The following is a 12,993-nucleotide window of genomic DNA, read 5'->3' on the forward strand; positions in this document are numbered from 1 at the left end:
TAAAATTATGCTAGTTTGATATGAATATAGTAAATTATCCTCAGAAATAATTAATTGAAAATTTCAATCCTTTTGAATTTATTTTGTGTCTTTTTCCAGTATTGAAATTATTCTTTGATATGAGTAAAAAAATGATCTTTATTTTAGTATTATTTATATCTTTTGGTCTTAACGGACAATCTGATTCTACAGCATTTAATAAGAAGCGATTTGTTTTTTCTGTGGGATTAACAGCCACAGCTTATACAGCTGGTATTTTGTATCTATCCGAAGTGTGGTATAAAGATTATGAGCGCGTGCCTTTGCATTTTTATAATGATAATGCTGGTTGGAATCAGATGGATAAGGTCGCGCATGCTTATATAGCTTATCATCAAAGTAGAGCGGGTTATGAAATGCTAAAATGGAGTGGTGTAAATGAAAATACTTCTATTTTCTTAGGTGGGAGTTTAGGCTTCATTTTCCAACTTCCTATTGAGATTTTTGACGGGCTCTATGAAGGTTATGGGTTTTCCTGGGGAGATGTTTATGCTAATACTGCTGGCTCTTTATTATTCATGACACAACAAAAGCTTGCTAATGAACAAATAGTGAAAATGAAGTTCTCTTATTTCCCAAGTTCATATTCAAAAATTAATCCTCGTGTATTGGGTGATAATGCATTAGAAAGTTTATTTACGGATTATAATGCGCAAACATATTGGTTAAGTTTGAATCTTAATAGGATAATACCAAATCAAAAAATTCCTGAATGGTTAAATGTAGCCATAGGATATAGTGCTGGTGGTATGCTTTCAGAATTCGATAATCCATCAAGGGTAGGAGGTCAGCAAATTTCTGAAATTAATCGATATCGTCAATTTTTTCTCTCTCCCGATATTGATTTTGGGAAACTTAAATGTAATAACAGATTTTTAAATGGAGTGCTAGAAGCATTAAATTTAACCAAATTACCTGCACCTGCAGTGGAATATAGCACAGAATATGGGTGGGTATTTCATTTTATTCATTTTTAGTAGTTTCTAAGTTCTTGCTAATAGTAAAGTAAAATGTACTTCCTTTCTCAGGAATTGAATCAACCCAGATATTACCGCCATGTATTTCTACAATTTTTTTACAGTTAGCTAAGCCTAATCCTGTGCCTGGAAATTTGTTTCTATGTAATCTGTGGAAAATGGTAAATATTTTTTCTTTGTGTTTAGATTCAATGCCTATTCCATTATCAGTAATTAAAAACTCCCATAAATCTGCCTTCTCATTTGCCTTGATTTTGACGGTGATGTCTTCATCATCTTTTTTGAATTTAATAGCATTTGCAATCAGGTTTTGCAGTAATTGCTTAAACTCAATTTCATAACCTTTTATCTTGGGTAAGCTATTATAAATTATTTTAGCTTGATTTTCAGTAATAAGTTGGTTCAGATCCTTCTCTAATTCTTGAACTATATCTTTTACTGAAAAAACAGATATCCGTTTTCCTTTTCCTAACTGAGCATATTCTAATAATGAATCTAGTAATATTGCCATTCGTTCCGAAGATGTTTGAATATGGCTTAAAAATTCCTGTCCCTTTTCGGGTATAGATTCTTGATATCGACTAATGGTTAAATGAGCGAAGGTCTGCATAGACCGTAATGGTTCCTTTAAATCGTGGGCAATGGTATGAGCGAATTGGTTAAGTTCCTCGTTTTTATCTCTTAATACTTTTTGCGTCTCTGCCATTTTCAGATTATCGTTATTAATGGTTTCATTAAGCGTCCTTTGCTGAATTATATTTTTTTCTAATTTCTTAAAAATCACATCAAAACAAGCGACAATAATGATACTTAAGAAAATAAGGTTAACCACTATTCCGAACCATGTTATCATTTGATGATTTTCCGTCAAAGGAAGATGAAACCATTTAAATTCAATATTTAACCCTATAAAAGTGAATATAATGGCATTTATTAAAATCGATAGATAAGCTAATTTTCCAGAATGGATAAGGCAAGAGACAATAGTAACTGAAAACAAATATATTAGTCCAGGACCTTCCAATTTTAGTTGATAAAGGAGTGTCCATGCAACACCAAATAGAAATGAAACGAGTATTAATTTCCTAGCTTTTATTTTAATTGGTTTTGCAAAACCCAAAATTAGTAATACTATAAAAGTAAGAATATTTAAAATCACTAGATTATAGTACCCAGTTCGGTAAGAAGCAATTATACCTGGAATGATAGCAATGGGAGAAAATGCTAATCCATATAGTAAAATGTAAAAAAATAATTGATTTCGATAATAAGATAAATTTTGTATTGAATCTTGTTGTCTAAAAATCGTTCTGGCCACTGTAATTTTATACTTGCTCCAAAAGCTCATTACCTAATTTTAAAAAGTAGATTTAATTGATATTCAAGATAATAGAATATATTCACTTTATGAATTTAGATTATTAAAACTAGTTGTAATGTAATGTTTTTTACTGGAATAATTTTATTTCAATTATGTCAAGTCAAATGTTTAAATTCCAAATAAATATGTAAAACCATTGACCCTGAACTTCTTCATTAAAATATAAAATCTTGTTTTTATAATAATCAGCGACAAGAAGGAAAGACTAATTTACTCTTATGTTCATTAAACCTGCTGCTCCATTATGGTAAAAGCTTTTTTTAAGATGGAGTGAAACAAAAAAGCCTTTCGTATTTCTACAAAAGGCTTCTGAACTTATGTTTTAGAGGTATTAATCAGCTTCTACAACAAGTGAAATTTCTTTCTTCACTTCTTTGTGTAAGTCAATAGTAGCTTTATACTCTCCTAATTGCTTAATATCTCCTGAGATAGCAATTTTCTTTCTATCAATATCAAAACCTTTTTCTTTCAAAGCATCTGAAATTTGAACTGTTGTTACAGCTCCAAATATTTTTCCGCTTTCACCAGCTTTAGTTTTAATATTTAAAGTTAAATCACCTATTTTATCAGCGATAGCTTGAGCATCATTCTTCAATTTTTCTGCTTTATGTGCAGCCTGACGAATGTTTTCAGCAATTTTCTTAGCGTTTGAGTTATTGGCAATTATTGCAAATCCCTGTGGGATAAGATAGTTTCTACCATAACCGGGCTTTACATTTACTGTATCATTTTTATAGCCCAATCCATTTATATCTTGTGTTAAGATTACTTCCATTTTTATAAATATTTTTGGGTTAATTATTTTAATGAATCAGTAACATAAGGTAATAAGGCAATGTGTCTTGCTCTTTTTACCGCCTGCGCTACTTTTTTCTGATATTTAGCACTTGTCCCAGTAATTCTGCTTGGTAATAATTTACCTTGCTCATTAACAAACTTCAACAAGAAGTTAGGATCTTTGTAATCAATATATTTGATACCGTATCTTTTGAATCGGCAATATTTCTTTTGATTATCTTGCTTTTTCTGGTTAATTGGCTCGTTATGAAGTGTCATTTCGCTACCTCCTCTTTTTGTTCTTTAGGTTTATTAAATGCGCCTTTTCTGCGTCTTTCTCCGTATTCTATAGCATGCTTATCTAAAGCTACTGTTAAGAATCTCATGATTTTCTCGTCTCTTCTATACTCCAACTCCAGTGCAGCAACAACTTCAGGCGTAGCCTTAAATTCAATTAGGTTATAGAAACCAGTGCTTTTATGCTGAATAGGGTAAGCTAATTTTTTTAAGCCCCATTGCTCAGCATTAATGATTTCAGCCTTTTTGTCTTCTAAGACTTTTCTGAACTTGTCGACAGCATCCTTCATCTGAGCATCAGATAAAACGGGAGTAAGTATGAATACCGTCTCGTAATTATTCAATTGCATTTGTTTATTGTTTAAAATTAAATCGCAAAAATAGTGATAATCTTTAAAATCAACAAATCATTGCTTGAAGTTTATTGATATATTATTGTTTCTTTGCAACCTTTATCGAGTTTCCGCTGTCTTACACACCGAAAGTACAAACTATGAGATTTTTATTTACCGTATTTGTTTTGTCAATTTTTACTATTTCTTGTATGGACATGGATCAAATTAATCAAGATTTATGTATTCCTGTGGTTTGTGGCGAAATTCAAAATAATAAAGCTAATCTAGCCTTATTTAATGATAGTGGAGTCGATTTTGACGTTTTATATTATGATATAAGTGGACAAAGTGACTCTATTGGTTTCTTTCCATTGAAGCAATATACTTGTTGGATTAATATTGATTCACTTAACACTGATTATTTTATTGCAAAAGGTCTATCCGATAATCAAGTCTATAAATCAGATACCTTATGGCTTAACCAAAATAGTGAAGCTTACACTTCAGGTGTGTTTGTTCTAGAGATTTATCACTCGAATATTGATAATAAACTTAATCTTCAATTTGTAGAAGATTATTCAGGAGAGTGTAAAGGTTTATAAAAGCTTAAGTGAAGCTAACTTTTTGGTCAGAAATCAGTTTTCTAATAATGGCTAGAAAGTTAATTGTTTTTATCATTCTAATACTTCTTCTTTTTGTTTTACTTGTCCCTAGGCAAGAAGATTATTTCCAAAGAATTGCAGCTGACTATGGCACTATTCATAAAAGTTCAGAATTAAGTTCAGATGCTTTAAAGAAACTTGGTCAATTTGAATATCACAACAGATTATTTTACAGTCAATTTGAATATCAATTTGGTAATATTTCAGTTTCTTATTTCGGAATTTTGAGTTTCATCATTTTTGAAAAATCAGAATTTAAGGAACCACAAAGTCCTCAAATCACAGTTTGAGGATGATTTATAGACCATTTTTTGCTATTTAATTATTTTTTATAATTTTAGGATTGACATTAGTCATCACTTTTTAATTCCACTTAATCATCTCTATGAATTTTTTTTACCGTTTACAAACAATCGGAGTTCGAGAAAATTACCCTGAATACGGAAATGCTAAAATCAGATTAAGCAACATGGCGGCATTATTTATAATGTTTTTTGTTGCGATGCCATTCTCTTTAATTGCTTATTTTTATGTACCTCAATTAATTGCAATTCCCTTGGTAGGAATTTTAGCAATGGGATTAGTCTGGGTTTTTAATAGAATTGGAGCTATTTATCTTGCCAGAATACTAGTTGCTGTGGGACCTCTTTTTCTCGCTGCACTTTTTACCTCAAATCTGATTCATGAAAATGATACGGTTCCTTTAGTATTCTATCTCATCATGACCTCTTTTTCAATCATTCCTTTTTTAGTATTTGATATCAGGGAGAAGTCTTATTTACTCATCTCAATCATTCTTAATTTCATCATTTTTGTTGGGGTAGATTATTTGCCTTTCATTTGGGTAGAAAATGTAAGTTTAGACTTTATCACAGAAGGAATTTTATTTCAGGTGAATTATGTGGTATCTATCTTATTAATATATGCGGTTGTCTTTTTATTAGCCTACTTTAATTATAGGTCAGAGCTGAAAAGCCAGCATTTAATTGAAAGTAATAAGGAGCAAACTCGTGAGCTGCATGAGTCCGAAAGTGATTTAAAAAAGAATTTAGAAGAAGTACAAAAAGCACAGGAAGAGGAAAAAAATAGAGCTTGGGTGACAGAAGGTTTAGGTAGGGTAAATTCTCTTATGAGACAATTTGACAATCTTGAGCAGCTCTCAAAAGAAGTAATCAGTGAAATTGTTAAATATGTAGAAGCTAATCAGGGTGCGATTTATCTTGTAGAGAAGGAAGAAGAAAATGAGGAACCTTATTTGGAAATGAAGGCTGCTTTTGCTTTTGGTAGAAAAAAGTTGATTAAAGATAAGGTGAGAATCGGAGAGGGGTTAATAGGACAGTGTTATCTTGAGAATGATATGATTTATCTGACTGAAGTCCCTGATGATTTTATTAGGATAAAGAGTGGTTTAGGAGATGCACCTCCAAAAAACATTGTCATTATGCCATTAATGACAAATGATAAAATTGAGGGCGTTCTTGAAATTGCCTCTTTTAAGGTTTTACCAGATTATAAGATAGATTACCTGAAGAAGTTAGGAGAAAGTTTAGCAACTTCATTTAGTATGAATAAAATTAATGCTAATACTAAAAGATTGTTAGAGCTTTCTCAAGAACAAGAAGAACAGATGCGTTCTCAGGCAGAAGAATTGCATCAAAATATGGAGGAATTGCAGGCTACTCAGGAAGAGATGGAGCGGAAGAATAAAGAAACTGAGGAGCAAAATCAACAACTTCAGCAGCAGGAAGAGGAACTACGACAAAATATGGAGGAGCTTAGCGCTCAGACGGATGAAATGGAAAGACAGATGCATGATATGGAAAAAATGCAAGCTGAAATGAAAGCAAGAGAGGAGATTTTGAATGAATCAACGATTGTTTCAGAAGCTGATTTGTACGGAACCATCACTTATGTAAACCAGAAACTTATTGAAGTTTCTAAATATTCGAAAGAAGAAATGATAGGGAAGGCACACAACATTTTCCGTCATCCTGATATGCCATCAGAAGTTTTTAAATTATTATGGGAAACCATTAAAGCAGGAAAAGTATTTCGAGGCATAATAAAAAATAAAGCTAAAGATGGATCTGTGTATTGGGTTGATGCCGTTATCTCACCAGTTTTAGATGCAGATGGAAAGCCTAAAAAGTATGTGGGAGTTCGTTATGTAATTGAACAAGAAGAAATTGCTCAGAAATTATTTGATAAACAGCTAGAGGAGATAAGGTTGATATAAATTATTGGAAGTTGTAAACGTAACCTAAGCTTGCTTCTGAAAAGTCGGCTTGACCAAAATTAGCATTTATATGAGCCGAAATGTATAGGTTATGTTTCGGCTTTTTCGCAGTATTTAACAGGTAAAGCTTAATTCCCATTCTGCTAGGAAATATTTTTTTCAGAGTATACTTTATGCTTTCTGTATTTTCATATTCTTCGGCAAAATGGTAATAGAATGGTTTCGATAAATTTATACCCCCTTCAATTGAAATCCCCACATGGTAAATTAAATATTCTATTCCCATCATAAAAAAATGATTATTAGGGTGTATTTCCAATTCTTGCAATATAGGGCTGTTAGCTATGGAATCAGCATAATGTTGATAATGTCGGGTTCCGAAACCTGCATACCAACGAAAATGCTGTTTGAAAGTGATTCCAACTCCAAAACTACTGCTAAAAACTAATTTCTTATCTCCACCCACGGGACTAGTTGTGCTTCCCAATTCATGGAAACCAATTCCACTTCTTGCAACAATAAATACTTCTCTACTTTTAGGTATTTCTTTTGAATTTGATTTTGCGATATTGAAGGTAGAAGGAGTTAATGCAACGGATAGAACTGCTGAATTTAGACCATAATTAGGTAATTGTGTATGTCCATTTGATGAATGATGGTATCCAAAACCCAGCCGTATGTTGTTATGATCAGTTAATTTAAAGTTTCTGTAATACATCCATTGAAAAGCCCAGTTAAAATGACTCCCAATCGATTTATTTAGTTCATTTTGTTGGTGGGTTTTCGTAAAATATGAAGTACCAATTCCCCACTGAAACATACCTTTTTTAAGATTTAAACCTAAAACTGGCATAACATTTAATTCATTACCATATACAAACGGATTTCCTAATCTATGGAAGCCAGCTTGAATTCCGATCAAAGGAAATTTATAATATTGGTTGGTAGGAGTATCCTCATTTGAGGATTTGTAATAGGTGATGGCAGCACCAATTCTCGGACCAAATTGAGGTCCATTCATATAATTAGGCACAATTGAGCCTATCATGACCTCAGGAATTAAGTAGTTATTTTTTTGGGAAAATGCGGTAAATTGCAATGTAGCAAAAAAAGCAATTACAGTGATTGTTTTTAATAGTGGCATTAATTATTTAAATAAAAATCACTTAATTGATCACAAACTTCATTTTACCAATGATATAATCGTCTGCATATAATTCGACATTATATACACCTTCTTCATATTCCTCGCCTCTATCATAGACAAATGAAAGTTGTTGTTGAGTATTATCAAAAAGTATTTCCTGTTTTGCAGTATAGAACATTTCTTTCCCTTCTACCATGAAAGATCCTGAGCCAGTGGAAATATCAAATAATGCATTACCAGCAGGATTTATAACTCTTAATATAATATCTTTTCCTGCTGGCTGAGCTATATTATTTTCTGCTAAATTAAACTGAATTTTTAATTTAGATAGATGTCTTGGTTTGAATTCAGTTCCTTCTCTTTCTCGACCTCTGTCATTGATGGCAGTTAATCCAATGTTTTCAGCTTTCAGCTTGGAGGCTTCTGCTACCTTATCCTCTAATCTTTCTCTATTATCTTTAAGCCTACTTATACTATCATTAAGCGCATTTTTATCAGATTTCAAGTCAGTGTTTTCAACAAGCAATTCTTTATTGATTGCTTCTAATTTTTTTATTTTCTCATCCTGCAAATTCAATAATTCTTCGTACCCCCCCACTTTATCTTGATAGCGTTGAATTTGATTTGCTGCCCAATTGTTAGACCGTTTAAGTTCTTCTTTTTCACTTTCTAAGTTTTTTCTGATAAGCTGAAGCTCGCTTATATCGCCACCCAAATTCTTTATTTCTGCGATTTTCTTATCTAATTGGATACTGATACTATCCAGTTCACCATATGTTTTTGCCAAATCCTGTTGTAATTGCTGATTTTCTTTTTCGGCATCTAGGTAAAATTTAATACCAATAATTGCCACAATCACTACGATAAAGGAAAAAATGATTATAATCTTCTTGGAACTTTTACTTTCTTGTTCTTGTGAGTTTAGATCGGATTTATTTGGTTCTGCTGACATTTGAATAAAACTTTTTATAAGTTTATTATTGTAGTTCTTTACTACAATTTATTTAGTAAAATTTAAACTTCAAATTTAATCAAATATTATAGTTTACCGCATGGAGTTAAATGAAACTTATTGGACTGATAGATATAAAAATAATCAGCTTGGATGGGATATAGGATATCCATCACCTGCTATTGCTGAGTTTATGGGCCAAGTAGAGAATAAAAACGCTAAAATTCTTATTCCTGGATGTGGAAATGCCTACGAAGCTGCGTATTTATGGAAAAAGGGTTTTAATAATGTTTTTCTGTTAGATTTCTCCAGTATTCCATTACAAAAATTTTCTAGTGAAAATCCTGATTTCCCGAAAGCTCAGTTACTAAATATTGATTTTTTTAATGTAGATGGAAAATTTGATTTTATAATAGAGCAAACATTTTTTTGTGCTTTAAATCCAGATTTAAGGAGTAATTATGCTGAAAAAATGATTCAGCTACTTGAGCCTGCGGGTCGGTTAGTTGGTTTACTTTTTAATATTCCACTCTTTGAGGATCATCCGCCCTTTGGAGGTAATCAAAAAGAATATAAGAAATTGTTTTCTAAATATTTTGAAATTCAAAAGATGGAGACTGCTTACAACTCCATCCCTGAGCGGCAGGGAAATGAGCTTTTTATCAAATTAAAGCCTATTAATTAAAAATCAAGAATATAATCTTGTTTCTGGAAATCGGGATTAAAAAACAATAAACCAGCATCAAATAAATCAATACTTGTAGTTACCTCTTTATACTTCTTTAATTCCTCCCAAGCTTTTTTCATGTCAGCTGACCAATGAATATCATCTAAGATATAAATCGAATGCGTATTCAAGTAAGGTTGAATCATATTAAAATAATCGAGGCTAGCTTTATAAGTATGGTTTGCGTCTGCATAAACTAGGCCAATTTGTTGATTATATTCTTCAAGCAACTTTGGGAGCATTTTTCCAATATTTCCCTCATGAAAATTTATATTTTTGGAGTCTTTGTTTATTTCTCTAGCAATATTTAATGAATACGGGTCTGCTTCAAAGGTAAATACGGAGGCTTCTGGATTTGCACTAGCCATATAAGCTGTATTAATTCCTAAACTTGTACCTAGTTCAATATTATTTTTAAATTTAAAATTTTGGATTAAGCGGAAAAGGAATTGTGAGAATTTGGCACTAGAAAGGCTGTTTTTGGCAATAGATTTTACTTGACGTTTGTGTGATTTTTCCACTTTTGAACCGGCTCCTAAATCAACTATTTCAATTTCAGAATTATCCTTCAGTAATTCAAGTCGCTTCAATTCAATTATTTTCCATTCAGACTGGAAGCTTTTATCTTTAATAAGGTTTTGATAAAAATGATAGAAAAAAGGGGAGTGGAGCGAATGCTCATCAGTTTTTTTATGAAAATAGATTAGGTATTCTTTTAATAAAAAGAAATTCAATTTAATTAAGTTTGAATGGAACAATCATATTAAATTCTGGTATTCTTACCTCAATTAATTGTCCATCTAGCATTCTTTCCATTTGGTAATAACCGTGCATTTTTCCGTAAGGGGATTTTAAATTGCAACCCGAAACATAGGTGTGTTTTTGACCAGGCTCAAGGATAGGTTGTTGTCCAATCACACCTTCTCCTTCAACTTCTTTAAGTTCAAAACCAGCATCATGAATGAACCATTGCCTTCGAAGTAATTGCACAGTTTGATCACCTTTATTTTCAATTTCTACCTTATAAGTGAATACATAGTGAAATTGTACTGGACTGCTATACTCCGGCTGGAATTCCGTTTGAACGGTGACATGTATGCCTTTTGTGATTGACTGAACCATAATGTAAATATACACAAATCAAACCCCTAAGCGCATGAATTGTTAATAGATTTATTACATTCAAATAAAACTATTGGCTTTTTAGATCTTTTTCTAATTTTGAACAAAGAAAATCAATGGAAGTAAAAATAGAAAATAGCTGGAAAGAAAAACTCTCAAATGAATTTGAACAAAATTATTTTCATAATTTAGCAAATTTCGTCAAATCTGAATATCAAAATAGAACAGTTTATCCTCCTGCAAAAGAGATATTTAAGGCATTTGATGCTTGTCCTTTTGATGAAGTGAAAGTAGTGATTTTGGGCCAAGATCCATATCATGGAGCAGGGCAGGCTAATGGATTATGTTTTTCTGTTCATTCTGGTGTGCCGATGCCCCCATCTTTAGTTAATATTTTTAAAGAGCGAAAAGCCGATTTAGGAAAGTCAATGCCACCAAATGGCGATTTAACGGGCTGGGCAAAGCAAGGAGTACTTTTATTAAACGCTACTTTAACTGTTGCCGCTAAATCCCCTGGCTCACATCAGAAAAAAGGTTGGGAAGAGTTTACAGACGCAGTTATTCAAAGGGTTTCTGAGGGTAAGGAAAAGATTGTTTTTATCTTATGGGGAGCTTATGCCCAAAAAAAAGGAGCGATTATTGACCGAAAAAAACATTTTGTAATTGAATCTCCTCATCCTTCCCCATTTGCAGCACATAGAGGTTTCTTTGGTTCAAAACCTTTTAGTGCATGTAATGAATTTTTGGTCAGTCAAAATAAAAAACCAATTGATTGGTAGTTAAGGATTAATTTTTTGGTCTAGCTCAATACTTACTTTTACGCCTTTTTTTTGTAGTGTTTCCAAGGTGTTTTTTAATTCCTGTGCTTCTTCTTTTCCTGACGCTTCAAAAGTAATACCTCGCATCCATAGATATTTCAGATGGTGCAACTGCACTAATTCAGGTGGAAATTTATGGATGTCATTAAATGAAATATCCAAATCTTCTAATTTCTTGTAGTTTAAAACGAATTCAGGAAAGCCTTGAAAATAATTATTGTGAATATGAAAATCTGTGATGTGTTCCAATTTCGATAAACTTTCCGGTAAATAGGAAACACGATTATGATGGATGTAAAATTCTTTCAATGATTTTAATTTCCCAATAGTTTCTGGTATGCTGTAAAACCTATTATGCGCAACATAAAACCTTTCCAATTTTTGCAGATTGCCTAGTTCTTGAGGTATTGTTTCAATTTCATTGAAATATAAGTCAAGCTCTTTCAAGTTTTTCAAATTAAAAATAAATGGCGGTAAACTATCCAAATCATTTTTGTAGAAGGAGAGAACTTCCAGCTTTTTCAAGCTTCCTAAAGCCGGGTGGATTAATTCACTTTTAATATCGTTTTCTGCAAATTGTAAATCTATCAGATCCTTCAATAGACCAATTTCTTCTGGTATAGAGGTTAAATTATTAAACGATAAAACGATGTATTTTAAATTATGAACGGAATCTTCAGCCAAATTAGCAAGGTCAATATTGTTCCTTGATAAATTTAGATGTTCCAGATTTTCAATGTTTTCGAGGTGAAATTCAGTTTCTTCTTGAAAGTCATTTCTGGCCAGATCTATTTCTTGAACATTTTTAAGTTTATGAATATTTTTCGGAATAGGAGAGTAGGGACTATCTCGGTAAACTAGCTCTGTAATGTTTGTATTCCTTTTGAATTTAATGGTTTTGTCAGGTGCGTGGTTGTAAATTCTTATAGTTTCCAAGCTATCCAAGCTAAAAATTTTCCAGCTCAGAAGCCAAGGTATTTTTTTTACTGAAGTATTAACAAGCTCAATTTCTTTCAAATTTTTACATTTTAGCAATTTGAATAGTGGTAATCTTTTTAAATCTATTCCTTCAAATGAAACATGAGTAATAGTATCATATTCGGTAGTTTTATTTAAGTCTTGAGCTTTGGTATAATCCGCATTTTGTTTTCGAATGTAATATTCGAATCTCGGAATTTCCTTCATCAGTTTGTAAGCAGAATCGTAATCAATGAAATTTTTTGAATCTTGATAACTGCTATCGACTAACTCACGAGTAAATACTCCATCCTTAACGCTAATTTTATAACCCGATGACATAATCATACTGTAATGATGATAATCAATTGAATCTTGTTTATTGTAAAATTTATGGGTTTGTTGAGCAAACAAAATATTTGATGCTAAAAACAATAGCAATATGAGGAGTTGGAAAATTTTCATAAATCAATCTATTTAAAACTAAATATATAGTAATAAAATGATAGTTTCAAATTTATTTAAAATTGTTTTAAAGCTCAATTAGGTAATTAAGAGGAAAAAAC

The 12,993-nt window shown here is 31.7% G+C and carries 15 protein-coding genes; 6 read left to right on the forward strand and 9 right to left on the reverse strand.

What is annotated here, in order from left to right; genetic code table 11:
- Nucleotides 1-119 precede the first annotated feature (119 nt).
- Nucleotides 120-1,016 (forward strand): DUF2279 domain-containing protein, encoded by an 897-nt coding sequence (locus VFM92_RS04275; protein ID WP_325120957.1) that lies wholly within the window; start codon nucleotides 120-122, stop codon nucleotides 1,014-1,016.
- Here the strand turns inward: VFM92_RS04275 and VFM92_RS04280 are convergent.
- The 4 genes from VFM92_RS04280 to rpsF all read right to left on the reverse strand — a co-directional run bounded on the left by VFM92_RS04280 (nucleotide 1,003) and on the right by rpsF (nucleotide 3,821).
- Nucleotides 1,003-2,364 carry a sensor histidine kinase gene (locus tag VFM92_RS04280; protein ID WP_325120958.1) on the reverse strand — a complete coding sequence of 454 codons (1,362 nt, stop codon included), beginning with the start codon at nucleotides 2,362-2,364 and terminating at the stop codon, nucleotides 1,003-1,005. The two genes, VFM92_RS04275 and VFM92_RS04280, sit on opposite strands and share 14 nt — an antisense overlap.
- 364 nt (nucleotides 2,365-2,728) lie before the next feature.
- Entirely contained in the window at nucleotides 2,729-3,172 is a 444-nt protein-coding gene (gene rplI, locus VFM92_RS04285) for a 50S ribosomal protein L9 (protein WP_325120959.1), read from the reverse strand.
- Nucleotides 3,173-3,195: 23 nt separating this feature from the next.
- Nucleotides 3,196-3,453 (reverse strand): 30S ribosomal protein S18, encoded by a 258-nt coding sequence (gene rpsR, locus VFM92_RS04290; RefSeq protein WP_013452439.1) that lies wholly within the window; start codon nucleotides 3,451-3,453, stop codon nucleotides 3,196-3,198.
- Nucleotides 3,450-3,821: a 30S ribosomal protein S6 gene (gene rpsF / locus VFM92_RS04295; protein WP_325120960.1), complete on the reverse strand. Its 372-nt coding sequence runs from the start codon at nucleotides 3,819-3,821 to the stop codon at nucleotides 3,450-3,452. Before rpsF ends, rpsR begins: the two co-directional genes overlap by 4 nt.
- Before the next feature lie 143 nt (nucleotides 3,822-3,964).
- Here rpsF and VFM92_RS04300 point away from each other — a divergent pair, with 143 nt between their 5' ends.
- From VFM92_RS04300 to VFM92_RS04310, 3 genes are all read left to right on the forward strand, one after another.
- Entirely contained in the window at nucleotides 3,965-4,408 is a 444-nt protein-coding gene (locus VFM92_RS04300) for a hypothetical protein (RefSeq protein ID WP_325120961.1), read from the forward strand.
- A gap of 47 nt (nucleotides 4,409-4,455) precedes the next feature.
- Nucleotides 4,456-4,758 carry a hypothetical protein gene (locus VFM92_RS04305; protein ID WP_325120962.1) on the forward strand — a complete coding sequence of 101 codons (303 nt, stop codon included), beginning with the start codon at nucleotides 4,456-4,458 and terminating at the stop codon, nucleotides 4,756-4,758.
- 95 nt (nucleotides 4,759-4,853) lie between these two features.
- Nucleotides 4,854-6,704, forward strand: a complete 1,851-nt coding sequence (locus tag VFM92_RS04310; RefSeq protein ID WP_325120963.1) for a PAS domain-containing protein — start codon at nucleotides 4,854-4,856, stop codon at nucleotides 6,702-6,704.
- Between the two features lies 1 nt (nucleotide 6,705).
- On the opposite strand, the gene VFM92_RS04315 is transcribed toward VFM92_RS04310, so the two are convergent.
- Together VFM92_RS04315 and VFM92_RS04320 are read right to left on the reverse strand one after the other, a co-directional pair.
- Nucleotides 6,706-7,848 carry an acyloxyacyl hydrolase gene (locus VFM92_RS04315; RefSeq protein WP_325120964.1) on the reverse strand — a complete coding sequence of 381 codons (1,143 nt, stop codon included), beginning with the start codon at nucleotides 7,846-7,848 and terminating at the stop codon, nucleotides 6,706-6,708.
- 22 nt (nucleotides 7,849-7,870) lie between these two features.
- Nucleotides 7,871-8,803: a chromosome segregation protein SMC gene (locus VFM92_RS04320; RefSeq protein WP_325120965.1), complete on the reverse strand. Its 933-nt coding sequence runs from the start codon at nucleotides 8,801-8,803 to the stop codon at nucleotides 7,871-7,873.
- 100 nt (nucleotides 8,804-8,903) lie between these two features.
- Between VFM92_RS04320 and VFM92_RS04325 the strand changes: the two genes are divergently transcribed.
- Entirely contained in the window at nucleotides 8,904-9,488 is a 585-nt protein-coding gene (locus VFM92_RS04325) for a methyltransferase domain-containing protein (protein WP_325120966.1), read from the forward strand.
- On the opposite strand, the gene VFM92_RS04330 is transcribed toward VFM92_RS04325, so the two are convergent.
- On the reverse strand, nucleotides 9,485-10,264 hold the full coding sequence (locus VFM92_RS04330) for a class I SAM-dependent methyltransferase (protein WP_325120967.1): 780 nt from the start codon (nucleotides 10,262-10,264) through the stop codon (nucleotides 9,485-9,487). The two genes, VFM92_RS04325 and VFM92_RS04330, sit on opposite strands and share 4 nt — an antisense overlap.
- Nucleotide 10,265: 1 nt before the next feature.
- Nucleotides 10,266-10,652, reverse strand: coding sequence for a Co2+/Mg2+ efflux protein ApaG (apaG, locus tag VFM92_RS04335; protein WP_325120968.1), 387 nt, complete (start codon nucleotides 10,650-10,652; stop codon nucleotides 10,266-10,268).
- Nucleotides 10,653-10,768: 116 nt separating this feature from the next.
- Between apaG and ung the strand changes: the two genes are divergently transcribed.
- A complete protein-coding gene (ung, locus tag VFM92_RS04340; protein ID WP_325120969.1) occupies nucleotides 10,769-11,431 on the forward strand; it encodes a uracil-DNA glycosylase in 663 nt (220 codons plus the stop codon).
- Here ung and VFM92_RS04345 read toward each other — a convergent pair whose 3' ends face one another.
- Nucleotides 11,432-12,892 (reverse strand): leucine-rich repeat domain-containing protein, encoded by a 1,461-nt coding sequence (locus VFM92_RS04345; protein ID WP_325120970.1) that lies wholly within the window; start codon nucleotides 12,890-12,892, stop codon nucleotides 11,432-11,434.
- Nucleotides 12,893-12,993: the final 101 nt, after the last annotated feature.

The sequence above is a fragment of the Marivirga sp. genome, from assembly GCF_035704835.1.
GTDB lineage: Bacteria > Bacteroidota > Bacteroidia > Cytophagales > Cyclobacteriaceae > Marivirga.

What these genes read in the sequence shown, in the direction of transcription:
- VFM92_RS04280 (WP_325120958.1), bottom strand. Translation starts at nt 2,364, where the DNA reads ATGAGCTTTTGGAGCAAGTATAAAATTACAGTGGCCAGAACGATTTTT.
- rpsF (WP_325120960.1), bottom strand. Translation starts at nt 3,821, where the DNA reads ATGCAATTGAATAATTACGAGACGGTATTCATACTTACTCCCGTTTTA.
- ung (WP_325120969.1), top strand. Translation starts at nt 10,769, where the DNA reads ATGGAAGTAAAAATAGAAAATAGCTGGAAAGAAAAACTCTCAAATGAA.
- VFM92_RS04310 (WP_325120963.1), top strand. Translation starts at nt 4,854, where the DNA reads ATGAATTTTTTTTACCGTTTACAAACAATCGGAGTTCGAGAAAATTAC.
- rplI (WP_325120959.1), bottom strand. Translation starts at nt 3,172, where the DNA reads ATGGAAGTAATCTTAACACAAGATATAAATGGATTGGGCTATAAAAAT.
- VFM92_RS04345 (WP_325120970.1), bottom strand. Translation starts at nt 12,892, where the DNA reads ATGAAAATTTTCCAACTCCTCATATTGCTATTGTTTTTAGCATCAAAT.
- VFM92_RS04325 (WP_325120966.1), top strand. Translation starts at nt 8,904, where the DNA reads ATGGAGTTAAATGAAACTTATTGGACTGATAGATATAAAAATAATCAG.
- VFM92_RS04305 (WP_325120962.1), top strand. Translation starts at nt 4,456, where the DNA reads ATGGCTAGAAAGTTAATTGTTTTTATCATTCTAATACTTCTTCTTTTT.
- rpsR (WP_013452439.1), bottom strand. Translation starts at nt 3,453, where the DNA reads ATGACACTTCATAACGAGCCAATTAACCAGAAAAAGCAAGATAATCAA.
- VFM92_RS04275 (WP_325120957.1), top strand. Translation starts at nt 120, where the DNA reads ATGAGTAAAAAAATGATCTTTATTTTAGTATTATTTATATCTTTTGGT.
- VFM92_RS04315 (WP_325120964.1), bottom strand. Translation starts at nt 7,848, where the DNA reads ATGCCACTATTAAAAACAATCACTGTAATTGCTTTTTTTGCTACATTG.
- VFM92_RS04320 (WP_325120965.1), bottom strand. Translation starts at nt 8,803, where the DNA reads ATGTCAGCAGAACCAAATAAATCCGATCTAAACTCACAAGAACAAGAA.
- VFM92_RS04300 (WP_325120961.1), top strand. Translation starts at nt 3,965, where the DNA reads ATGAGATTTTTATTTACCGTATTTGTTTTGTCAATTTTTACTATTTCT.
- apaG (WP_325120968.1), bottom strand. Translation starts at nt 10,652, where the DNA reads ATGGTTCAGTCAATCACAAAAGGCATACATGTCACCGTTCAAACGGAA.